Annotated in this window: 18 protein-coding genes, 1 tRNA gene and 1 other annotated feature; of the genes, 16 read left to right on the top strand and 3 right to left on the bottom strand. The window is 64.9% G+C overall.

The annotated features are described in order from the left end of the window. The first annotated feature begins 296 nt into the window (after window positions 1-296). The 5 genes from AC1DZV_RS20645 (at window position 297) to AC1DZV_RS20625 (ending at window position 8057) form a co-directional block, all read left to right on the top strand. Window positions 297-378 (top strand) — tRNA-Leu (locus AC1DZV_RS20645). A 237-nt stretch (window positions 379-615) separates the two neighbouring features. Next, a complete protein-coding gene (locus tag AC1DZV_RS20640) occupies window positions 616-1293 on the top strand; it encodes a fasciclin domain-containing protein (protein ID WP_476857810.1) in 678 nt (225 codons plus the stop codon). Between the two features lie 241 nt (window positions 1294-1534). Beyond that, window positions 1535-3190, top strand: coding sequence for an ABC transporter substrate-binding protein (locus AC1DZV_RS20635; RefSeq protein WP_476954476.1), 1656 nt, complete (start codon window positions 1535-1537; stop codon window positions 3188-3190). Window positions 3191-3268: 78 nt separating this feature from the next. Further along, complete coding sequence (locus tag AC1DZV_RS20630) at window positions 3269-4771, top strand: malate:quinone oxidoreductase (protein WP_243181306.1); 1503 nt, start codon at window positions 3269-3271, stop codon at window positions 4769-4771. A gap of 118 nt (window positions 4772-4889) precedes the next feature. Next, window positions 4890-8057, top strand: a complete 3168-nt coding sequence (locus AC1DZV_RS20625) for an efflux RND transporter permease subunit (RefSeq protein WP_476954475.1) — start codon at window positions 4890-4892, stop codon at window positions 8055-8057. Here the strand turns inward: AC1DZV_RS20625 and AC1DZV_RS20620 are convergent. Together AC1DZV_RS20620 and AC1DZV_RS20615 are read right to left on the bottom strand one after the other, a co-directional pair. Next, window positions 8054-9094, bottom strand: coding sequence for a hypothetical protein (locus tag AC1DZV_RS20620; RefSeq protein WP_476954474.1), 1041 nt, complete (start codon window positions 9092-9094; stop codon window positions 8054-8056). The genes AC1DZV_RS20625 and AC1DZV_RS20620 overlap by 4 nt on opposite strands. A 385-nt stretch (window positions 9095-9479) precedes the next feature. After that, window positions 9480-9854 (bottom strand): hypothetical protein, encoded by a 375-nt coding sequence (locus tag AC1DZV_RS20615; protein WP_476954473.1) that lies wholly within the window; start codon window positions 9852-9854, stop codon window positions 9480-9482. A gap of 231 nt (window positions 9855-10085) precedes the next feature. Between AC1DZV_RS20615 and AC1DZV_RS20610 the strand changes: the two genes are divergently transcribed. From AC1DZV_RS20610 to AC1DZV_RS20560, 11 genes are all read left to right on the top strand, one after another. Then, window positions 10086-10409: an IS110 family transposase gene (locus AC1DZV_RS20610; protein WP_476954472.1), complete on the top strand. Its 324-nt coding sequence runs from the start codon at window positions 10086-10088 to the stop codon at window positions 10407-10409. A gap of 8 nt (window positions 10410-10417) precedes the next feature. Continuing rightward, a complete protein-coding gene (locus tag AC1DZV_RS20605) occupies window positions 10418-10573 on the top strand; it encodes a hypothetical protein (protein WP_476951145.1) in 156 nt (51 codons plus the stop codon). Between the two features lie 82 nt (window positions 10574-10655). Next, entirely contained in the window at window positions 10656-10943 is a 288-nt protein-coding gene (locus AC1DZV_RS20600; protein ID WP_476954471.1) for a hypothetical protein, read from the top strand. 1295 nt (window positions 10944-12238) lie between these two features. Beyond that, on the top strand, window positions 12239-13315 hold the full coding sequence (gene sbnA / locus AC1DZV_RS20595) for a 2,3-diaminopropionate biosynthesis protein SbnA (protein WP_476951143.1): 1077 nt from the start codon (window positions 12239-12241) through the stop codon (window positions 13313-13315). Window positions 13316-13317: 2 nt separating this feature from the next. Further along, window positions 13318-16416, top strand: a complete 3099-nt coding sequence (locus AC1DZV_RS20590) for a Pls/PosA family non-ribosomal peptide synthetase (RefSeq protein WP_476951142.1) — start codon at window positions 13318-13320, stop codon at window positions 16414-16416. After that, complete coding sequence (locus tag AC1DZV_RS20585) at window positions 16413-19025, top strand: non-ribosomal peptide synthetase (protein WP_476951141.1); 2613 nt, start codon at window positions 16413-16415, stop codon at window positions 19023-19025. Before AC1DZV_RS20590 ends, AC1DZV_RS20585 begins: the two co-directional genes overlap by 4 nt. After that, a complete protein-coding gene (locus tag AC1DZV_RS20580) occupies window positions 19025-20032 on the top strand; it encodes a TauD/TfdA family dioxygenase (RefSeq protein WP_476951140.1) in 1008 nt (335 codons plus the stop codon). Before AC1DZV_RS20585 ends, AC1DZV_RS20580 begins: the two co-directional genes overlap by 1 nt. Then, window positions 20029-21096: a 2,3-diaminopropionate biosynthesis protein SbnB gene (gene sbnB / locus AC1DZV_RS20575; protein WP_476951139.1), complete on the top strand. Its 1068-nt coding sequence runs from the start codon at window positions 20029-20031 to the stop codon at window positions 21094-21096. Before AC1DZV_RS20580 ends, sbnB begins: the two co-directional genes overlap by 4 nt. A 52-nt stretch (window positions 21097-21148) precedes the next feature. After that, window positions 21149-22273, top strand: coding sequence for a LuxE/PaaK family acyltransferase (locus tag AC1DZV_RS20570; RefSeq protein ID WP_476954470.1), 1125 nt, complete (start codon window positions 21149-21151; stop codon window positions 22271-22273). A gap of 33 nt (window positions 22274-22306) precedes the next feature. Then, entirely contained in the window at window positions 22307-22624 is a 318-nt protein-coding gene (locus tag AC1DZV_RS20565) for a transposase (protein WP_476951137.1), read from the top strand. Continuing rightward, window positions 22585-22698: a sequence feature (AL1L pseudoknot), on the top strand. It overlaps the preceding gene by 40 nt. Further along, the gene (locus AC1DZV_RS20560) at window positions 22636-22815 is read left to right on the top strand and encodes a hypothetical protein (protein WP_476954469.1); all 180 of its coding nucleotides are present in this window, start codon (window positions 22636-22638) and stop codon (window positions 22813-22815) included. (Overlaps the previous feature by 63 nt.) Window positions 22816-22913: 98 nt before the next feature. Here AC1DZV_RS20560 and AC1DZV_RS20555 read toward each other — a convergent pair. Continuing rightward, the coding region (locus tag AC1DZV_RS20555; protein ID WP_476954468.1) for a M28 family peptidase at window positions 22914-23202 on the bottom strand (289 nt) is incomplete at its 5' end.

The following is a 23202-nucleotide window of genomic DNA, read 5'->3' as shown; positions in this document are numbered from 1 at the left end:
GCCGGCGGCCACCCGGTCAACGATCAGGAGTCTTCCATGAACCGTCAGCCGGGCATTAACGTGGGACACGAGGACCTCCGAGCGCAAAGTGTGTGAACTAGACAGCTCCACTTAGCCCGGAGGTCCTCCTCGTTTTCAAGCCCTACATGTCAACAACGTCCCGGCTCAGTACACCTAGTCCCCGGTCTCCGGTTCGTCCTCCCGCGGCAGCCGTTGCAACCAGCAAACCGGCAATAGGTACAATAGAGCCTGGCGCCCGCCGCCGGGGTTCTTTCCCGGGACGACGACGGCGCCGCGCGCGAGTGGTGAAATTGGCAGACACGCAGGATTTAGGTTCCTGTGCCTTCGGGCGTGGGGGTTCAAGTCCCCCCTTGCGCACAGAGAGAACCCCGGTCTTCGGACCGGGGTTCTTGTGGTTTCCGGCGCTGTTCCGGGGTTTTTCGGGAGTTTTGACGCCGCCAAAAAGAATTTCACATCCGCACCCATCCGTTTCCTCCGAGCAGCCGAATACCCATTGAGACACCAACCAAGGGTCGGTGCCCAACAGTCGGGAAAGGGCCGCAGCGGCAAAAATTCGCCGCCGGCAAACATCGGCACAACAAAGGAGAAACCGAAATGCAGAACATCAAGCGCACCACGTTCGCCGTTGCAGGTATCGCAGCTGCCGCCATGCTCAGCCTCACTGCCTGTGGCGGATCCAGCGCCTCGTCGGCCCCCGCCTCCTCGGCACCGTCCTCCGCGCCGGCGGAATCCAGCATGGCGTCCCCCTCCACGAGCGCCTCCGCCGCGGCCATGGATCCGGCTGCCAACCTCGTCGGCTCCGGCTGCGCCGCGTATGCCGCCCAGGTTCCCAGCGGTGCCGGCTCCGTCTCCGGCATGGCGCTTGACCCGGTAGCCACCGCGGCGTCCAACAACCCGATCCTCACCACCCTGACCGCCGCCGTGTCCGGCAAGCTCAACCCCAAGGTCAACCTGGTGGACACGCTCAACGGCAGCGAATTCACCGTCTTCGCCCCGACGGATGACGCCTTCAAGAAGATCGATCCGGCCACGATCGAGGCCCTGAAGACGGACGACGCCACGCTGAGCAAGATCCTGACCTACCACGTTGTCCCCGGCAAGATCACCCCGGACCAGATCGTCGGCACCCACAAGACGGTTGAAGGCGGTTCGGTGACGGTCACCGGCACCAAGGATGCCCTCAAGGTTGACGGCGCCAACGTTGTCTGCGGCGGCGTCCAGACCGCCAACGCCACTGTCTACATGGTCGACTCAGTCCTGATGCCCAAGTAGTCAGCCCTTTTGCACTCCTGCCCGGATCCAGCCTGACTCCCTGGACCACTAGGAGAAGCGGAGGCCCGTACCACCAGGTGCGGGCCTCCGCTTTTTGCGCTGCCGTGCGCCTTGCGGTGGTGTGCCACAAGAGCTGGCGGACCCGGCCGTCAACTAGACTGGGGCTGGTCCGCAGCCGGCGGACCATCCAGTTCCCAGAGGTGATTCCCGAGTGCCCAGCAGTACAGTGCCCAGCAGGACAGTGCGGCGGATTGCCGCCAGCATCGGGGCCGCCCTCCTTGTCCTGCCGCTCGCGTCCTGCACGGGCAGCCTCGGCCCGGCACCCAGCTCCCCCACCGCCTCTGCCAGCGCCAGCGCGGCACCTACCGCGCTTTTCACCTTCGGCACCGGCTCAGAGCCGCTCGGGCTCGATCCTGCCCTGGTCTCCGACGTGGAGTCCTACCGCGTCACCCGGCAGGTACTGGAAGGCCTCGTCGGCGTAGACCAGACCACCGGCCAGCCCACGCCGCTGCTGGCCACCGAATGGTCCCAGAGCGATGAAGGCCGGACCTACGAGTTCAAGCTGCGCGGAAACGTTAAATTCCAGGACGGGACATTGTTCGATGCCGCCGCGGTCTGCACCAACTTCAACCGCTGGTTCAACTTCTCACCGGCCCTCCGCGAACGGGCCACCGGTACCACCTTCAAGGGCGTCTTCAAGGCCCATGCGGACCAGGCGCCGCTGTCCATATACAAGAACTGCACCGCCGTCGCGCCGGACAATGTGCGGATCGGCCTCACCCAGCCCTTCACGGGTTTTCTCCAGGCCCTCACCCTGCCGGCCTTCGCGATGTCTTCGCCCAAGGCCCTCGCCGCCGAGAACGCTGACGTCCTGAACCAGAGCCGGGGCGGGCAGCCGGTATCCGCCTACGGCCTCCACCCGGTTGGTACAGGACCGTACGTTTTCGGCTCCTGGGACTCGGGCAGCGTCACCCTGGCCAGCAACAAGGACTACTGGGGGGACAAGGGGCAGATCGGCACCATCAAGTTCGTGACCTACGATCACCCGCAGACCCGAATGCAGGCGCTCCTGGACGGCAAGATCGACGCCTACGACGCCGTCACCGTGGGAAACTTTGACCAACTGGTCAAGAGCGGAAAGCAGATCATCCAGCGGGACCCGTTCTCCGTGATGTACCTGGGCATGAACCAGCAAGTCCCCATCCTGCAGAACCTCAAGGTCCGCCAGGCGATCGAAATGGCGCTGGACAAAGACACGCTGATCCGCCGGTTCTTCATCGACAACACGGCCCAGGCATCCCAGTTTGTTCCGCCCAAGCTCAGCGGCTTCAACAACAATGCCGCGGCGCTCGGCTACAACCCGGGCAAGGCCAAGGAACTCCTGTCCGAGGCCGGCTACAAGGGCGAGGAGCTGAAGTTCTACTATCCGCTCAACGTCACCCGTCCCTACCTGCCGACGCCGGAAAAGGTTTACGCCGAAATCAGCCGCCAACTGACCGCCGTCGGGCTCAACGTCAAGCCCGTACCGGTGGACTGGGCTGACGGTTACCTGCAGAAGGTCACGTCCCCGGGCGACCACGCCCTGCACCTGCTCGGCTGGAACGGCTCGTATTCGGACCCCGACAATTTCGTGGGCCCGCTCTTCGGCGAGAACACCGGCGAATTCGGTTACCAGGATCCCCAGGTCTTCTCCAAGATCGCCCGGGCCCGGGGCCTGCCGGACGGAAAGGACCGCACCGAGGAGTACCAGACCATCAACGGGCAGATCGCGGCCACGGTGCCCGCGGTTCCCATTGCCTTCCCGATCTCGGCCCTGGCGCTCTCCGACCGGGTGCTGAAGTACCCGGCGTCGCCGGTGCTGAACGAAGTTTTCACAAAGGTCGAGCTAAGGCCTTGACGCCCGGGGCCAATTTCAGTTAGTGGGCGGTGCGGGATATTCTGTGACAGCCAGAGCCGCTGCTATCGGAGACTGATTGTGACTTTCATTTCCAAGACCCAACACGCCGACGTCGTCCTGATTGGCGGCGGCATCATGAGCGCCACGCTCGGCGCCTTCATCAAGCAGCTTGAGCCGAACTGGACCATCTCGCTCTTTGAGCGTCTGGACGAGCCCGGGCTGGAAAGCTCCGACCCGTGGAACAACGCCGGCACCGGACACGCTGCCCTGTGTGAGCTTAATTACTCCCCCGCGGCCAAAGACGGCTCGGTGGACCCCGGCAAGGCCCTGAACATCAACGAGCAGTTCCAGCTGTCCCGCCAGTTCTGGTCCCACCTCGTCTCGAACTCGCTGATCGGCTCCCCCAAGGGCTTCATCAACACCGTTCCGCACATGAGCTTCGTGATCGGCGAGGACCACACCAAGTTCCTCCGCACCCGCTACGAGGCACTCAAGCCGAACCCGCTGTTCCGTTCGATGGAGTATTCCGAGGACCACGCGCAGATCGCCAAGTGGGCCCCGCTGATCGTCAAGGGCCGCGACCCCAAGCAGCGCGTCGCGGCAACCCGCGCCGCCGAGGGCACCGACGTCGACTTCGGCGCCCTGACCCGCGAGCTGACCACCTACCTGGGCAACAACGGCGTGGAGATCAACTACGGCCACAACGTCAGCGACATCAAGCGCGCGTCCGGCGGCGGCTGGGACCTGTCGCTGAAGCACGCCAGGAGCGGCGAGCACGGCTCCATCCACGCGAAGTTCGTGTTCGTCGGAGCCGGCGGCGGGGCCCTGCACCTGCTGCAGGCCTCCGGCATCCCGGAAGGCAAGGGGTTTGGCGGTTTCCCGGTCTCCGGCCAGTTCTTCCGCTGCACCGACGAGAGCATCGCTGCCCGGCACAGTGCGAAGGTCTACGGCCAGGCGTCTGTCGGCGCCCCGCCCATGTCCGTACCGCACCTGGACACCCGTTACGTCAACGGCAAGCGCTCCCTGCTGTTCGGCCCGTACGCCGGCTTCTCCACGAACTTCCTCAAGAGCGGCTCCTACCTGGACCTGCCGCTGTCCATCCGCCCCTCCAACATCATCCCGATGCTGGCCGTGGCCAAGGACAACATGGACCTCACCGCCTACCTGATCAAGGAAGTCGCCAAGCGTCACGGCGACAAGGTCGAGGCCCTGCGGGAGTACTACCCCGAGGCCAAGGACGGCGACTGGGAGCTCATCACCGCCGGCCAGCGGGTCCAGATCATCAAGAAGGACCCGAAGAAGGGCGGCGTGCTGCAGTTCGGCACCGAGGTCATCGCCGGACGCGACGGCACCATCGGCGCCCTGCTTGGCGCATCCCCGGGCGCGTCCACCGCCGTGCCGATCATGATCGAGCTGCTCCAGAAGTCCTTCCCGAAGAACTTCAAGGGCTGGCAGTCCAAGCTCAAGGACATGATGCCCGGCTACGGCGTCAAGCTCAACGACAACCCTGAGCTCGCCGCCAAGCTGGAGGCCGAGACGGCCAAGACGCTGCAACTCGAACAGGTCACCGCCAGCAACTAAGCCGGCGCCCGGCCGCGGCTGGTTTACACTGCTGGTTTGGGACCGCTGCAACCCGTGACGTCCCCGTTTTTGATGTCCCGTTGTGCAGGACGCCCCCGACCCACCAGGAGACCATGAGATGTTCCGGCTTGCAAAGCTGTCTCTCGCCAACCGGGCCCTGATCGCGCTGATCACGGTGTTCGCCTGCGTTTTCGGCGTGATCACGATGTCCTCGCTGAAACAGGAGCTCATCCCCTCCATCGAGTTTCCTCAGATCACCGTGATCTCCTCGATGCCCGGTGCGTCGCCGGAAGTCGTGGACAAGCAGATCAGTGCCCCGTTGGAAAAGGCGCTGAACAGCGTCGAGGGGCTGGAGTCGACGTCGTCAACGTCCCGGAACGGCGTCTCGCAGATTTCCCTGGCGTTCACCTACGGCTCCAACCTGGACCGTGCCCGGAACCAGATCGACCGCGCCATCTCCAACGCCAAGCAGGCCCTGCCGAAGGACGTGCAGCCGCAGGCGATCGCCGGGAGCATCAGCGACTTCCCGATCGTCTTCCTGGCCGTGTCCTCGGACAAACCGCTCAGTGAACTCAACGCCGATCTCGCCCGGCTCAGCGTCCCCAGGCTGCAGAAGCTCGACGGCGTGCGCGGCGCCGACGTGACCGGCGGCGCCACGCAGCACATCCAGATCCTGCCGCGGCCCCGGGACCTGGCGGCATCGGGCGCGAGTCTCCAGGCCATCAGCGACGCACTGAAGAACAACGGTGCATTGGTCCCGGCGGGCACCATCGAGGAACAGGGCAAGACCCTCTCGCTGCAGATCGGCAGCCCGGTGGACTCCCTCGACGCCATCAAGGCCCTCCCCCTGGGCGCGGCCCGCGATGCGACGACGATCGGCAGCGTTGCGGACGTCAGCCTGGTCGAGGACGCGCGCACGTCAATTACGCGGACCAACGGCAAGGAAACCCTCGCCCTGTCCGTGACCAAGAAGCCCGAGGGCGACACCGTCGCGATCTCCCACGCGGTCAAGGACGCCATCCCGCAGCTTGAGGCCGAGCTTGGCTCCAACGCCAAATTCACCCCGGTCTTCGACCAGGCGCCGTTCATCGAGAAGTCCATCAAGGACCTCACCACCGAGGGCCTGCTGGGACTGGGCTTCGCCGTCCTGGTGATCCTCGTGTTCCTGATGTCCGTGCGCGCCACCCTGGTGACGGCTGTGTCCATCCCGCTGTCCCTGCTGATCACATTCATTGGCCTCTCGGGCACCGGCTACTCGCTCAACATCCTCACCCTTGGCGCGCTCACCATCGCGATCGGCCGCGTCGTGGACGACTCGATCGTGGTCATCGAAAACATCAAACGGCACCTGAGCTACGGCGAGGACAAGATCACCGCGATCGGGACCGCCATCCGCGAAGTTGCCGGCGCCATCACGGCGTCCACCCTGACTACCGTGGCCGTCTTCCTGCCCATCGCCTTCGTCGGCGACCTCGCCGGTGCGCTGTTCCGTCCGTTCGCCCTGACAGTGACCATAGCCCTGCTCTCCTCGCTGCTGGTCTCACTGACCATCGTGCCGGTTCTGGCCTACTGGTTCCTGCGCACACCCGCCGTCACCGGCTCTCCGGCTTCTGCCGCTGGCATCGCCACCAAGGCGCACGAGGCCGAGCAGAGCACGCTCCTGCAGCGCGGCTACCTGCCTGTCCTGTCCGGCACGCAGCGGCACCCGGTCCTCACCTTGGTCGCCGCGGCCCTGGTGCTTGCCGGCACCGTGGCGATGTCCCCGCTGCTCGCCACCGACCTCCTGGGCCGCTCCGGCGAGAACAGCATGACCGTCAAGCAGGCCCTGCCGGCAGGGACCAGCCTTGACGAGGCCAGCGCTTCTGCGATCCGCGTCGAGGACACCCTGCGGGGCATCGACGGAATCAAGGACGTCCAGGCCACCACGGGCAACGCCCAGACCGGTTTCTCGGCCCTGCTCTCCTCCGGCGCGTCGAATTCGACGTTCACCGTGGTGACGGACGAGAAGACGAACCAGGGCAAGCTCCAGGAGACCGTCCGCAGCGAACTCTCCAAGCTCGGCGACGCAGGAAAGATCACGGTCGGTTCCCAGCAGGGCGGCTTCGGCACTTCGTCAACCGTGGACATCACCCTCAAGGCCGCCACCACCGCCGATCTCCAGAAGGCCAGTGACGCGATGGTCAAGTCCATGGACGGTGTTCCGGGCAGCAGCGAGGTGGCCACCAACCTGGCCGCCAGCCAGCCGGTGGTCCAGGTCAAGGTGGACCGCGCCAAGGCCGTCGCGGCCGGTCTGAACGAGGAGCGCGTGGCCGGGGTCCTGGCCGCCACGATCAGCCCGATTCCGGCCGGGACGATCCGCATCGACACCAACGACTTCCCGGTCCGGATTGGCGAGGGCACCCGCTTCACGAGCATCGAGGCCGTCCGGGACATGCCGCTCCCGACGGCGGCCGGCGCCGTTGCGCTTGGCAGTATCGCCTCGGTGGAGCAGGTCGACGTCCCCGTCTCCATCACCGCCAGCAACGGCCAGCGCACCGCGCGGGTCTCGGTGACGCCGTCGGGCTCCAACCTCGGCGCGGTCAGCACCGAGGTGCAGAACCGGCTCAAGTCAGTCCAGCTGCCGCCCGGGGTGACCGCCACGATCGGCGGTGCCACGACGCAGCAGGCCGATTCGTTCCGCCAGCTCGGACTCGCGCTGCTGGCCGCCATCGCGATCGTCTACGTGATCATGGTGGCTGCGTTCAAGTCGCTCGTGCAGCCGCTGATCCTGCTGGTCTCCGTCCCTTTCGCCGCGACAGGCGCAATCGCCCTGCTCGTGGTCACCGGTGTGCCGTTGGGCCTGCCCTCGCTGATCGGGATGTTGATGCTCGTGGGCATCGTGGTGACCAACGCGATTGTGCTGATCGACCTCATCAACCAGTACCGCCAGCCGCGCAACGGTGAACCAGGGATGAACGTGGCGGACGCGATCATGCACGGCGCCCGCCAGCGCCTCCGCCCCATCCTCATGACGGCGCTCGCCACGGTGTTCGCCCTGACACCGATGGCGCTGGGACTGACCGGCGGCGGCGGATTCATCTCCCAGCCCCTGGCGATCGTGGTGATCGGCGGCTTGGTGTCCTCCACCGCCCTCACACTCATCCTGGTCCCGGTGCTGTACCGGCTCGTGGAAGGCCGGCGCGAGCGCAGGGCACTCCAGAAGCCGCTGCGCCGTGGACGCCATTCCGCGCCGTCCGTGACCGAGGACTTCCCCGAAGACGCTCCCCTGCCAACCAGTTCGCACTAGGAACCAGAACCCGGCGTCCCTGCCTTGTCTCGTGATGCCTTGTCCCGCGATGCCCGGTGCGTCCCGTGGGCTGCGTTGGCTGCAGCACGGGTTGCCGGGGCTCCTTGGGCGCCCTTTGCGAGCTTCGGGCGGCCACCGGCCACCGCGACAACGTTCCTGTGGCGGGGTCCGCGGGACGCCGGGGTCGAAAGGATTGCGCGCGCGGCGGGGTTCATCACTTCGCGTGCCGGATTCCCGGAATATGTGGCATTTTCCGGGACGTCCTCGCCCTTCATCAGAAGAGCGTCGGGACCGAGGGACGAACCATCCTGCATGTTCACCCCGTAGTTGACCCAGCTATCCACGCCAAGGGAACAGCGATTGCCAATCACGATGTAGTCGGACTTGAAAGTGCCATCTTCCATGGAGTGGCCCTGGACATGTGTTCCCTCGTTGATCGTGCAGTCATCGCCGATCGTGACGAGGGTTTTTTCCGGCATGTTCAGGCCGGCGTCGTAGAGCCGTTTGCCCACCTTGACGCCCAATATCCTCCAGATGATGGGTTTGAACGGGGTTCCGTTGTAGGCTCCTACGGCCAGCAGCTTCCAGAGACGTTCATGCCGCCAGAAGTAGGTGTCATAGATGGAGCAGTATTGCGGCTTCAGGCGGCGGAAGCCCATGACAGAGCGCTCCACCAGGGAGCCAAACAATACGCGGAGCACGATCAAGCCGAACATGGCTCCGGCAACGGCCAGTACACCGCTGAAACTGTGGGCTGTAACGGCGACGGCACCGGCGAGTGTGGCAACAAACAACAGGAACCAGCGTTCGGCCAGGAACAGCACCATACTCACAATGTTGTGGCGGTTCTTGGCCGGAAGGCGCCGTGTCATTTCATCCGCGATCTTGAGTTCGTCAAACTGTGCATCACGCTGAACGGACCGCGGAATCTCAAAGGCCGGCGACCCCAGCAGCCCCACATCCCTGCGGATCGGGCCGTCTATCGGAATCATCACCTTCGTAGCCAGCAGGCAGTTCTCCCCGACCTTGGCGTCCATCGGGAACGTGATGTCGTTGCCCAGGAAGTTGCGGCTGGCAACGCTGACACGTGAGAGCCGGATGAGGTGTTGGTGAAGTCGGCGTTCATCATGTTCAGACCGTCCGAGGCCAAGGTCCCCGTTCCTACGGTGCTCAGGAACGGCGACTCGTGGCCCACGGACGGACCGAAGTTCGATCCGATTTGCACCACCTTGCCCAGGTCATAGCCCAGGGCTTGCAGGTAGTGCACAATGTAGGAGCTGTCACCGAAGAGGTTTTTGTAGATGCCTGCGTTGGAAATCCCCGCCATCATCCGCTGCAGTGAATAGTGCACGCCGTACAGCGGATAGACCTTGTCGGTTGCAAGGACGAGGTTCAGCAGCCGCGGAACGGTGAGGACAAAGATCAGCCCCCGATCAGCCCGGCAATGAACATGAGCATCGTCACGGCCGCTGTTTCCACAAAGAACCCGGCGGCGCCCAGCTGCAGGTGTCCGGTGTCCAGGTACGACGGCAGCAGGGCGGCCAGCCCCAGGACGCCGACGGGTAGGACGAGGACCAGGCGGTTGAACAGCTGGAGCAGGCTGAAGATGACCCGCCGGCGCGTGCCGCAGTTCGCCGCGGGAACCCGCCGGTAGTCGGTGGTGGTGCGTTCGGCGGGAGAACCATGCCAGCTTTGACCGTCCGGTACCGCCTGCGATGTCTGAAGGGCCGAGGCATGCCCCAACTGGCTGTCATCCCCCATCGCGGTGCCGATGTCGAAGGTATTCTTCTCCGACACCAGAACGTTCCTGCCAAAGGTAACCGACCTTTTTCAAGGACGCCCGGGCGTGCCCGGTAGCAGAGGAAGAAGGAGTTCTTATGGATGACGGTGCTACAAGCACTGCCGCCGGATCGGGCGTGACCTGATAGGAGCCTGAGCCAGCATTCGACAGCGTCCCCATGACAGTCCTGTCCACCCGGCCGGCGACAGCGTGATATCCACGTTATCCGGCAGGAGGCACCAAGCACCATGGCACCAGAACCCCTTACACCCAGCCGCTCAGGGCATGTCGTCATTGGGGTCGACACCCACAAACACGTCCATGTCGCCGCGGTCATGGACCCGGTCGGCGGAATCGTCGACACCCTGACAGTGACGACCGATTCCCCCGGCTTCCGCCAGCTCCTAGGCTGGGCTGCTTCGTTCGGGACAATCATCGCGTTCGGCATCGAAGGCACCGGCTCCTACGGCGCAGGACTAACCTCGTTCATCCGCAGACAAGGACACAAGATGGTCGAAGTGAACCGCCCAGACCGGCGCATGCGCAGGCTCGCCGGGAAATCCGCACAGTGATCGTGCGCATGAAATTCCACGAACCCACCATCGCCTACGTATCCCGCAGAACTGCCGAAGGGAAATCCAAACGAGACATCATCCGATGCCTCAAGCGCTATGTCATTCGCGAGGTCTACCACCTGCTCAAACCTGTGTCGGGGACCGGCATTATCGCGGGTTGACAACTATAGGAGCATCTGTGCCAAAGCAGAAGACATCGTCCGCGTCCACCAAACCGCCACGGCGTGGAAGGGCCATGACCCCATGGCGCGCTCTGCGGCCGACGCCATCCGCGAGCAGGTACAGCAACGCTACGGGATCGACGTCGACGCCCTGGGGACAGGTGCGGACGGTGCGGCTGCACTCAATGAAGCGGCACGTGCAAAGACCCATGTTCAGGAAGAACGGACAGCAGTAGCGGCGGAAAATATTCAAGCTTCACAGCTTCTCACGGAAGCCGAACGCGCCGACGTAGCCCAGCGGGAAAGCGTCGATGCCGACAACACCCGGCCCGAACAGCTAACTGACGAAGCTGCTGCGACTTACGATTAAGCAGAACGTCGGGAAGCCCTCGCAAAGAGCCTCGACCATGTTGGAGACAGGGAAGCCGTGGAGGCCCGACTCATCGCAGACCGGAACCAGGCGACTCCGCCGACGGCAGGCGCGCAAGACAAACGGCGTGCCTGGGACTGCCAAACAGGCTCAGAAGGGTCTAACGCGCTAGGAGCATGAGCGCATGTCAGCGCATTTGTTTGCGCCGAAAGGACTCTAAGGTACCTGGCGCTTCCGCCATCCCTCCCCGGCACCGAACGCCCACCTTTCTATCTCGTCAGCACCCATGGTGCGCTCGGCGGAGGACAGTTCAGTGGCCCATGTCCGCATCACTTTGATGGCGGCAAGGTATGTGCCCACTGGGTAGTTTGTGGACTGGGGTCGGAACGCCGGGTTACCTGTCTCGCTGAATAACGTGGCCCTATGCAGGAGTCCAGTTCGTCACGGAGCGCGATTTCAATTTTCGATGAGAAGGGCACCATCCTTTTCTTGCTCCCTGGGGCGACCCGGCCCTGGTCCCCTGGCAGCGGCCACAGGGTTCACGTCGGCCTGGCGTAATTCAGAACGCGTAGTGTCAGCGGCAGACGAACTTCTCGGTTAGGACCACCGCTCCCCTACTGTTCATTTTCTAAGGGGGATTTGCTGCTTATTGAGTCCTGCATCGCGGTTCTAAGCGGCAAATGCGGAACACGGACGTCTGTTCCATATTCGGATTCCAGCTCACCGATCTGGAAATTGTGCTCACCGGTCAGGGGTGAGCTGGTTACATTGATGATGATGCCGAGAAATTCCAGGGTTGAACTCCCCCGCCCCCTCCAGGGCATCAGTTCAAGATGTAACCGTCACTGCTTCTCCCGGTTTAGCGCTGGTAGGGCTCACTGAGAAGGCGGGCGGCAGACTGGGAGGTTCGCCATCTGAGGACGAGGAGCGGGCGCCTACGCTAGCTATCATCGGGGCCGCGAGTGCGGGGAAGCAGGTACTCGGGGGCTTGGATACAGGTACTCGGGGGGTTGGATACAGGTGCTCGAAGTCATTGCGGTTGGCCACGAAACTTGGCTACTGTCGAAAGAGAGGTTTGAAGCCTCAACAGCATCTCGGAGTATCCGCGGTGGGGAAGCCAGGTATTGCTGCTGGAGGAAATAGCGGCGGCCGCAGAATTCCGCTTGTGCCGCTCTGCGCGGCATTTCTTGAAAAGTAGAAGGGTCCGGACGAAGATGTCCGCCACCCGTCACACACAAGCTGGCAGGAGCCTCCCCCATCCCTGACCACGCTCATGTCAGGGAACGAGGGAGATCATGCCGATTATCAGGGATCCGCACCTGTTTAACGAGCAGAGCCTGTTCGTCGACCTGGAGGGGGTGCTGGGCTTCCGCCTCTTTCTGAAGATTGAGGGGTTCAATTTCGCCGGCTCAATCAAGCTTAAGCCCGCGCGGGAGATGGTCGAGCGCGCCGAACGGGAGGGGTTGATCGGCCCTGGCTCCATCCTCGTGGAGTCCTCATCGGGCAACCTCGGCGTCGCGCTCAGCATGATCGCTGCCAGCAAGGGGTACCGCTTCGTGTGTGTGATCGATCCGCGCTGTAACCCGCCAACCCGGCAACTCATGGAGTCGCTCGGGGCACAGGTGGACCTGGTCACCGAACCGGATCCCGTCGACGGCTTCCTCGGAGCCCGGCTCAACCACGTGCGGGACCTGTGTGCTTCCGACGAGCGGTACATCTGGCTCAACCAGTACACCAATTCCGGCAATTGGGGAGCGCACTACCGCTGGACTGCCCCCGAGATCTCCAACCAGTTCCCCGACCTGGACGTGCTGTTCGTGGGAGCAGGGACAACGGGGACCTTGATGGGTTGCGCGCGGTACTTCCGTGAGCACCGGCCGGATGTCCGGATTGTCGCGGTCGATGCCGCAGGATCGGTCTCGTTCGGCGGCCAGCCCGCCGCCCGCCTGATCCCGGGACTCGGCATGAGCGTGCGGCCGCCGCAGCTCGACGAGGCCTTTATCGATGACGTGGTGATGGTCGACGAACTGGACACGGTGCGCGCCTGCCACCGCCTCGCCGCTGCCGGCTTCACGCTCGGTGGCTCCACCGGGACCGTGGTCCACGGCGCCGCGTCTTGGCTCACCGAACACGACGCCCAGGACCTGACGGCGGTTGCCATTTCCCCGGACATGGGCCGGCCCTACCTGGACACTGTCTACAACCCTGACTGGGTGCACGATCATTTCGGCGCCGAAGCGCTGGCAACCGCCGACGATTTGGCAGGGGCTCCGGGCCGACGGTCCGACCCGGTGTCGGAGCCACAGCACCCGGCACGTGAAGCAGTGGCCGGTTACGCCGCAACCGCCGCCTTAGGGAATTTCCTGCAGTGAAAATGCGTCTCGATAACCTGCAGGGCGCTCCGCGTTCCACATCTCTCATCGGTGTCCCCATTCCCGATGCAACCGCGGCTCCGGCCGGGAACGGCTCTCCGGCCGCTCCGGCCACGGGTACGGCCGTTGCCTTGGAGCGCCGGCTGGCGGATCTTCTGGCGTCGGTGGTAAAGAAGGACGACGTCCCCGTGGACGCCAACTTCTTCTACGACCTGGGCGCGGATTCGTTGCTGATGGCACAGTTCTGCGCCCGCGTGCGCAAGCAGCCGGACTTGCCAGCGGTGTCGATCAAGGACATCTACCAGAATCCAACGATCTCGGCTCTGGCCGCGGCTCTGGCACCGGCGGAAGTGGCGTCGGTGACGGTTCAGATCCAGGTGCAGGACCGGTTGGCAGAGGTGCTGTCCGGCGTGCTGGACATTGAGCATGTGCCAGTGGAGGCCGATTTCTTCCAGGACCTGGGCGCGGATTCGCTGGTCATGGCGCAGTTCTGCGCCCGCGTGCGCAAGCAGCCGGACCTGCCTGCCGTGTCCATCAAGGACATCTACCAGAACCCAACAATCTCCGCGCTGGCCGCGGCCCTGGCACCGGCGGAGGAGGCGTCGGCGACGGTTCAGGTGCAGGAGCGGCTGGCCGAGGTGCTCGCCGACGTACTCGGCATGCAGCAAGTCCCGATGGACGCCGACTTCTTCCAGGACCTGGGCGCGGACTCGCTGGTCATGGCGAAGTTCTGCGCCCGCATGCGTAAGCAGCCGGACCTACCGATGGTCTCGATGAAGGATGTCTACGGTAACCCGAGCGTCTCTGCCCTCGCCGCGGCCCTGCAGGTTCCCCCGCAGCAGGACCGCTTGCAGGAGCCCTCACCGGCCGTGGCTTCGGTGCCGGCGGCTCCGGCGCCCATGGACGCCCGCACCTGGGAGTACGTCACCTGCGGCGCCCTGCAGGTACTCGTCTACCTCGGCTACTGCGTGATCGCCGGACTGCTCACGGTCGCTTGGTACCAGTGGGTGTACCCGGAAGCTGGCGGGACAGAACTCTGGGAGATCTACCTCCGGTCGACCGCCTATACCGCGGCAGTGTTCGTGCTGATGTGCATCCTTCCCGTGGCGGCAAAGTGGATCATCCTTGGGCGTTTCCGCCCCGGCGAAATCCGACTGTGGAGCTTGGCCTATTTCCGGTTCTGGCTGGTAAAGACCCTGATGCGAACTTCCCCGCTGGTGTTACTGAGGGGGTCTCCGCTGACCACCTTCTACCTGCGGGCCATGGGCGCCAAGGTGGGCCGCAACGTGACGATCATGACCAACCGCCTGCCGGTCTGCACCGACCTCCTCACGATCGGGGAAGGGACGGTCATCCGCAAGGACGCGGTTTTGAACGGCTACCGCGCCCACGGCGGCGTCATCCAGCTGGGCGCGCTGACGCTGGGCCGGGACGTAATCGTCGGCGAGGGGAGCGTTTTGGATATCGGCACCGCATTGGGAGATGGGTCGCAGTTGGGCCACCGGTCCACCCTGTACACCGGCCAGTCCGTGCCCGCCGGCGAACGGTGGCACGGGTCGCCCGGCAGGCGCACTGAGGTGGATTATGGCGGAGTCGAGGCCAGGCCCTACTCGCCCTGGCGCCGGGGATGGTTCGCCACCTCCCAGCTGATCAGCATGATTGGCCTTGGCCGTATTCTGCTAGGCCAGGCTGTCGTGTTGGTCGTCCTGGCGAACCCCAACGTGGCGGCACTCATGGAGACGCAGACGTTCGCGTTCACCGACTGGGTCTTCTACGCCGACGCCATTGCCTATGCCGCTCTTGCTGTCTTCGGTGGCACGGTCGTATCGTTGCTCATCGTCACCACCGTCCCGCGGGTGGTTCAACTCGCCGTCAAGCCGGACACGGTGTATCCGCTGTTCGGCCTGCGGCACGCGGCGGAGCGGGCGGTGTCGAGAATGACCAACAGGCCCATGCTGACGGGATTGTTCGGCGACAGCTCGTACGTCGTGAACTACGTGCGGGCCATCGGGTACAAGCAGCCGCAGGTCCAGCAGACCGGCTCGAACCTGGGCACGGGGTTCAAACACGACAGCCCGTTCCTTTCGACGATAGGCAGCGGCACGATGATCGCCGACGGGGTGTCGTTTATGAACACCGATTTCTCGGCGACGTCGTTCAAGGTCAGCCGGGCGGGGATCGGCGCACACAACTTCCTGGGCAACGCCGTGCTCTTCCCTGCCGGGGCCAGGACCGGGGACAACTGCCTGCTCGCGACCAAGGTGATGGTCCCCATCGACGGACCGTTGCGCCACGACGTAGGTCTGCTCGGGTCACCGCCGTTCGAGATCCCCCGCTCGGTCCTCCGGGACGCCCTGCCCGAGGAGTATTCAAGACGTGCGCACTTCCGTCGGGGCCTGGCAGCCAAGAACAGGTACAACCTGCGCACGATGGCCCTCTTGATGCTGGTGCGGTGGCTCAACATCTCACTGGCCATGATCATTATGTTCGCCGCCCTCGATTTGTCCACTCAGTTCAGTTTCCTTGCCCTCAGCGCGGCCTTTGTCCTGACGCTCGTGGTTGGCTTGTTGGTCCCCATCGGCATCGAGCATCTCGGGAGGGGACTGAAACCGCTTCAGCCCCAGCTCTGCTCCATCTACAACCCCTATTTCTGGTGGCACGAGCAGTACTGGAAGATGTCGCTGCAGAGCCGATACGCAAGCCTCCTCAACGGGACGCCGTTCAAGCCGCTGGTCTGGCGTTTGCTCGGCGTACGGATCGGAAGCCGGGTCTTCGACGACGGCTGCGGCATCATCGAGCGGACCTTGGTCACAGTCGGTTCCCGTTGCGCCTTGAACGCCGGCACCACCCTCCAATCCCATTCCCAGGAAGACGGCATGTTCAAGTCGGACCGCATCGTTGTTGGCGACGATGTCACCCTCGGCGTCTCCGCCTTCGTCCACTACGGCGTGACCGTCGAAGACGGCGCGGTCGTCGGCGCCGACTCCTTCGTCATGAAGGGGACCACTCTCACCCGCGGATCCCTGTGGGCCGGTAACCCGGCCGAAGAGGCCCGGGACGCCGCCACGTCCCCCCTCGCGCTGGAAAGGCCCTTATCATGACCACCACCTCTGCGTTGACCTGCCGCACCGCCGGCGGCTCGTCGGGCCCGGGCAAAGACCGAACCGCGCCCGCGGGTGCCGCGCTGACGGCGATTCCCAGGTGGACGCAGAAGCGCCAGCCGGGTCAGGGCCGAATCGAAGTGGCTGTGCCACAGGACCTGTGCGAGGCCGTGCGGACGCTGGCCCAGAGCCTGCAGGTGGCTCCATCCTCGATCTGGCTGGCGGCACACTCGAGAGTGCTCCATGCGTTGTCCGGCGAAACAGAGGTCACGACCGGTTGCAAGGACGCGTTCGGGACTTGGCAGTGCACCCTGGATCTGGCGCACCGGTCCTGGCGAGCCCTCGTCTCCGATGCGAACGGCCGCCAAATCCGGGCCCGTACGGAGCAGTCCACCCCCGGGCAGGCTAGTCACGAGCCGGCCGCCCCTGGCTACGAAGTGGTGTTCGGCGGTCTTAGGGACGACGATTCCGAGCTGCCGGAGGGCATCGTGCTCGGTATTTCGGTCGGACACGCGGCCATCGGCGAGGTGCTTCGCCTGAAGTACCGCGGGGATGTTCTCGACGCAGATGCCGCCCGCCGCATCGCCGGCTACTACATCGCCGCGCTCCGTGGCGTAGTAGCGGACCCGGGGGTGGATCCCTTGGACACCGACCTAGTCGGCCAGGAGGAGCGGCGCTTCCAGCTTGAGCAGCTCGCCGGGCCCGAGCGGCCCCGGCCCCAGAGGCGCTTCCACGAGCTGTTCGAGGAGCGCGTTCGGCAGCGTCCCGAACGAATCGCGGCCGTTCAGGACGCGCGGGAGTGGACGTACGCGGAGCTAAACGCCCGCGCCAACCGGATAGCCCGTGGTCTGCTCTCGCGCGGGCTGCGCGCGGAGGACATCGTGGCAGTCGTCGCCGAAAGGGATCTGGAGTGGATGGCCGCTGTGATCGGCATCCTCAAAGCCGGAGGCGCATATCTGCCGATCGAGCCGCACTTCCCGGCCGACCGAATCGCCAGAACGCTCACGCGGGCCGGGGCCCGGGTGGTGCTCACCGAAGGCGGCAGCACCACCACCCTCGATGAGGCACTGGAAGGAATGCCTGCAGTGACGAAGCTCTTGTTCGAGGACATCGAGGCCGAGGGGCATCCCGCCGACGACCTCGGCATGGAGATTCGTCCCGATCAGCTCGCTTACGTCTATTTCACCTCCGGGTCCACTGGCGAGCCGAAAGGCGCGATGTGCGAGCACGACGGCATGGTGAACCACCTGTACGCCAAGATCGAGGACCTGGGGATCCGCCCCGGGGACGTCGTCGCCCAGACCGCACCCCAGTGCTTCGACATCTCGCTGTGGCAACTGGTCTCGGCGCTGCTCGTCGGCGGCCGCACACTCATCGTCGGGCAGGACCGGATCCTCGACGTCGAGCGGTTCATCGACACGGTGGAACGGGGCGCGGTGGCGGTCTTCCAAGTCGTTCCGTCGTATCTGGACGCCGTGGTGGCGTACCTGGGCGGCAGGCCTCGCGCCTTGCCGCACCTCCGCTGCGTCTCAGCCACAGGGGAGGCTCTAAAGCGCGAGCTGGTCCGCCGCTGGTTCGACGTGATGCCGGACGTCAAGCTGGTCAACGCCTACGGGCTGACGGAAACCTCCGACGACACGAACCACGAAGTGTTGAGTGCAGCGCCACCGGGCGGCTCCGTGCCACTTGGCCCGCCAATCCCGAACGTCCGGATCCACATCCTCGACGAGCGGCAGCGCCTTGTGCCGCTTGGAGCACCGGGCGAGATCGCCTTCTCCGGAGTGTGCGTGGGCCGCGGCTATATCAACGACCCGGAGCGCACCGCGCAGGCCTACTCCACCGACCCCTACGTGGACGGCGCGCGACTCTATCGGGCCGGCGACTACGGCCGTTGGTCCCCGGACGGCAAGCTGGAGTACCTGGGGCGGCGGGACAACCAAGTCAAGATCTCCGGGTTCCGCATCGAGATCGGCGACATCGAAAACGCGCTGATGCGGGTTCCCGCCGTCCGCGACGGCGCCGTCGTCGTCGGTGAGGGCGCCGGGCAGTCCAAGTTCCTGGTGGCGTTCTACTCCGGCAACCGGCCGCTCGAGGTCGACGAAATCCGCAGCGAGATGGCTGCCCGGGTACCGGGCTACATGGTTCCTTCGACGTACAGGTGGCAGGAGAGCCTGCCCCTGACCGGCAACGGGAAGATCGACCGGAAGGCTTTGACCCGCATGGCGCGCGAGGTCATTCCCGAGGCCGGCACCGCCACGGAAGCCCTCTCGGCGGCCGAGCAGCGGCTTGCGGAGGCATGGGCGACGGTGCTCGGCCTGCCGATGGGCCGGATCGGCGGGCAGGACTCGTTCTTTGCACTGGGCGGGACCTCGCTGTCCGCGGTGAAGCTCGCGGTACTGCTCAAGCGCGCAGTGTCGATCAAGGACATCATGCAGACGCCCATCCTGGCAGACCTGGCGACCCTGCTCGAAGCCTCGTCCCCCGCGGACACAGCCGTTCCGCCGGACCCGCGGACGGCGGGAGCCGTCGCGGAGCCCGACTCCATGGCCCCGGCAGGAGGACCGGTTGGCCTCTCCCACCCGCTACCCATGAAACGAAAGGACCCCTGATGTCGTCTCCTACACCCAGGATCCAGTTCGACGTGGAACGCCAAGCCGGCCGGGTGCCGATGCTCATCGTCGAGAACGGCCACGACCCCGTGCTGTGGGCCGAAGAGAACCGAGAGGCGCTGCGTGCGGCGGTGGATGAGCACGGCGCCGTCCTGGTCCGCGGTCTGGGCCTCCGTGATCCAGCCGAAGTGGCCGATACCTTCCAACGGCTGGTTTCAGGCGGCCTCATGCCGGACCGGGAGGCTTTCGCCGCCAGGCAGCCCTACTTGGACGGCGTGTACTCATCCCTGGCGTGGCCCGCGAACCAGCCGATGTGCATGCACCACGAGCTCAGCTACGCGCTCGAGTTCCCCGGCCTGATGCTCTTCGCCTGCCTTCAGGCACCCAGTGTCGGTGGGGTGACCGGTGTGGCGGACGCCAGTGCCGTGCTCGATGCCCTGCCGCCGGACATCGTCCGTCGGTTCGAAAGCCAGGGGTGGCTGCTCGCCCGCAGCTACAACGGGGACATCGGTGCCTCCTATGAGGAGGCGTTCGGGGTCTCAGACCGCGCGGATGTCGAGAGCTACTGCCGGGCGCACGAGATCGAGCTCGAGTGGCAGCCCGATGGGGAGCTGCGCACCCGGCAACGGCGCCCTGCCGTGGTTCGGCACCCGGCGACTGGCCATCGCTGTTGGTTCAACCAGGTTGCGTTCCTGAGCGAATGGACGACCGCGCCCGAGGTGCGGGAATACCTGGTGGACGTCTACGGTCCTGATGGGCTGCCGTTCAACACCCGCTTCGGCAACGGAGAGCCGATCGGTGAGGAAATCATTGCCCTCCTGAACGAGGTCTATGAGGCCCACACCCTCCGCACCCCCTGGGAGACGGGGGACCTCATGCTGGTCGACAACATCCGCATGGCGCATAGCCGCGAGGCCTATGAGGGGCCTCGGGAGATTCTTGTCGGCATGGCCGAGCCGCGCAACATTTTCGATCTCGACAACCACAACCAGGACGGTGCACGATGACAGAGCTTGCCAGTTCTCCTGCCGCAGCGGCCGCAGAGCCGAAGACGGTGCCGCCCTTCGCGGTCATCTCAGGGACCCAGGTGCAGCAGGTGCTTCAGGGACGGGAAAAGAAGGTCATCGAGCTGGTCGAGCAGACCTACCGCGTGCATGCAGCCGGAGATTCGGTGAACCCCCCGTCTTACTTCCTGCGCTTCCCGGACCGGCCTACCTCGCGCATCATCGCCCTGCCGGCCTCGGTCGGCGGACAAGTAGAGGTTGACGGCATCAAATGGGTCTCCAGCTTCCCGGACAATGTGGCATCGGGAATTCCGCGCGCCTCTGCGGTGTTGATCCTCAACGACCAGGCAACGGGGTACCCCTTGGCTTGCATGGAGGGCTCCATCATCAGCGCCTCCAGGACCGCTGCATCTGCCGCCGCTGCTGCCGACTGGCTCAGCCGGGGACGCGGGCGTCCCCGGCGCATAGGGTTCTTGGGCGTTGGCCTCATTGCCCGCTACATCCACACCTTCCTGGAGGCCACCGACTGGTCCTTCGACGAGATCGGGGTGTTCGACCTCTCGGGTGAGAGTGAGGAGGGTTTCAAGGGCTATCTCGAGCGCAGCGGTACAGGTGCCCGCGTGACAGTGCACGACGGCCCCGAGCAGCTGATCAGAAGCAGCGACCTCGTCGTGTTCGCCACGGTGGCGGGCCAGCCGCACGTGCACGATACGACGTGGTTCGCGCACAAGCCGCTGGTGCTGCACGTGTCCCTGCGCGATCTGGCCCCTGAGATCCTGCTGGCGTCCACCAACATCCTCGACGACGTCGACCACTGCCTGAAAGCCGGGACGTCGGCCCACCTCGCGGAGCAGAAGGTCTGCAACAGGGACTTCGTGGACGGCACCTTGGCCGACGTCATGGAAGGCAGGGTCTCGCTGACGGACGACCGCCCTATTGTGTTCTCGCCGTTCGGACTGGGCGTGCTCGACCTTGCAGTCGGCAAGTACGTCTACGACGAACTTGCCGGCAGTGGCCAGCTCCGGGTCGTCGAGGATTTCTTTTCCGAGTTGCGTCGGTACGGCTGACCCTGCGGCGCAAACCGCATTCAGCGATTCGCACTCACCGAGGAGTGACGCAATGCTCTCCCTACCGCAGATGCTGGGGAATGTGTCCAAGGCCTACGTCCAGTCCCCTGAGGACTGGGCCCGGTCGGTCACCGACGTCCTGCGGGACGCCGCGATCTACCACCAGGCCGCAAATGGCTTCTACCGCGCCCAGTGTGACGCCCTGGGAGTCGACCCCGCCACGATCAAGGACATCAACGACCTGCAATCCCTGCCACTGTTGCCGGTCGGCATGTTCAAGCGTCCCGACGCCAAGGTGCTGCTTACTTGCTCCCTGGCCGACGTCGAGACCGAAACCCGCTCCAGCGGAACCCGCGGTGTCCCTTCCGTCATCCCCCGCAACAGCGAGACAATGACCCTGGCGCTGGTCGCCCTGCTCGGCACCTACCGGGAGTTCTTCAGCCTGTCCGGGGGCGCGGGACTTTTCTTGAACCCGTCGGACCCGGAAGCCTCGGAGATGGGACTGCTCAAGGACTTAAACATCCTGAACAGCGTCTTCGACCACCACGCATATCTCGTTGCCGACCAGGCGTTCGACGCCGGGGAGGCCCTGGAGCACCTGTCCCGGTGGGAGGGACATATGACACGCCACATCATCAGTCCGCCGTTCCTCATCGGCCGGCTCTTCCGGTTCCTTGAGCGGGAGAATATCAGTGTGCGCTTGGACCCGTTCAGCATGATCATCACTCTCGGGGGCTGGAAGCGGCACACAGCCGAGGCCATCCCTAATGAGAGTTTTCGGGAACGGTGCCACGACTTGCTCGGCGTGCGTGCGGTGAACGTGCGCGACATGTACGGGATGATCGAGTCGAACATGCTCGCTGTCGAATGCCACCTGCATCGCAAGCACGTTCCGCCGTGGTGCTACATCTCCATCCGGGACCCTGGCCAAAGCGCCAAGGAGATCGCCCCGGGGGAGACCGGCACCATCGCCGTACTGGATGCCCTCAGCACCAGCTACCCCGGTTTCCTCCTCACCGACGACATGGGCGACGTCGAGACCGGCACCTGCGGGTGCGGCAGAACCGGCCAGGTCATCAACTTCCGCCGCCGGGGGCAGGGCGGCGGGCTTGGCCACTGCCCAGTCAGCATCGAGCGCTACCTCGGTTCGGGCACTACTGAATCGCACCGGGTTTGATGGAGACATCGATTACCCGGAAGGATGATTCCCATGCCAGCACAACGGAAGTACCCAAATGAGCTGCGTGAGCGCGCAACGCGGATGGCCATTGATGCAAGGAAAGACCCTGAGACCAGGACCGGTGCGTTCCGCCGGATCGGCGAGCAGCTAGGGGTGAATCCCGAGGCACTGCGGACCTGGGTGGGCCGGGCCGAGACCGACGAGGGCCTGCGTCCGGGAACGACGACGGTGGACTCGGACCGGATCACAGAACTCGAGCGTGAAGTCCGTGAGCTGCGCCGGGCGAACACGATCCTGAAGCAGGCCTCGGCTTTCTTCGCGGCGGAGCTCGACCGCCCGTCGGGGTGATGTGCGCCTTCGTGGACAAGCACCGCGATGAACACGGGATCGAGCCGATCTGCATGACGCTGCAGATCGGCCCGAGCACGTACTACGCCCGCCGTTCCCGGCCGGAGTCCGCCAGAGTAGTCAGCGACCGGGAGCTGGGGGAAAGATCGAGAGCATCCACGCGCAACAACGGCGGGCACCGAATCAAGTAGTCCGAATAAAGTAGTCCAGGATCCGCATCAACGCACAGCGCCCTCGGGCAATCTGCCGAAGCGGCGTGGTGCTGTAACCGTTCTTCTGGAGCTGGATGTCAGCCGCGTGGGGCCAGGGCGTATGTGGCGGTGGCGTAGGCCAGGGCGCCGGCCATTTCCTTGAGCAGTTCCGGGTTGGTGTTGGCGATCGTGTCGCAGGCCTCGTGGTAGCAGGGATCGAGGTCCTTGCCGGCCACCCCGCCGTAGGCCTGCACCTGGGCTTTGGTCTTTGACTTCTCATCGCCGGTGAACAGCCCGCCGCCGGGAATGCCGGCCATGAGGAACGGTTCGTAATCGGAGTCGCCGTCGACAAAGGGCGTTGTTTCCGCCGGCAGGCGAGTTGCTTTC

The organism is Arthrobacter sp. P1_D12, assembly GCF_056406175.1.
Note: the sequence above shows the minus strand (reverse complement) of the source record. Positions and strands in the feature narration are given on the sequence as shown.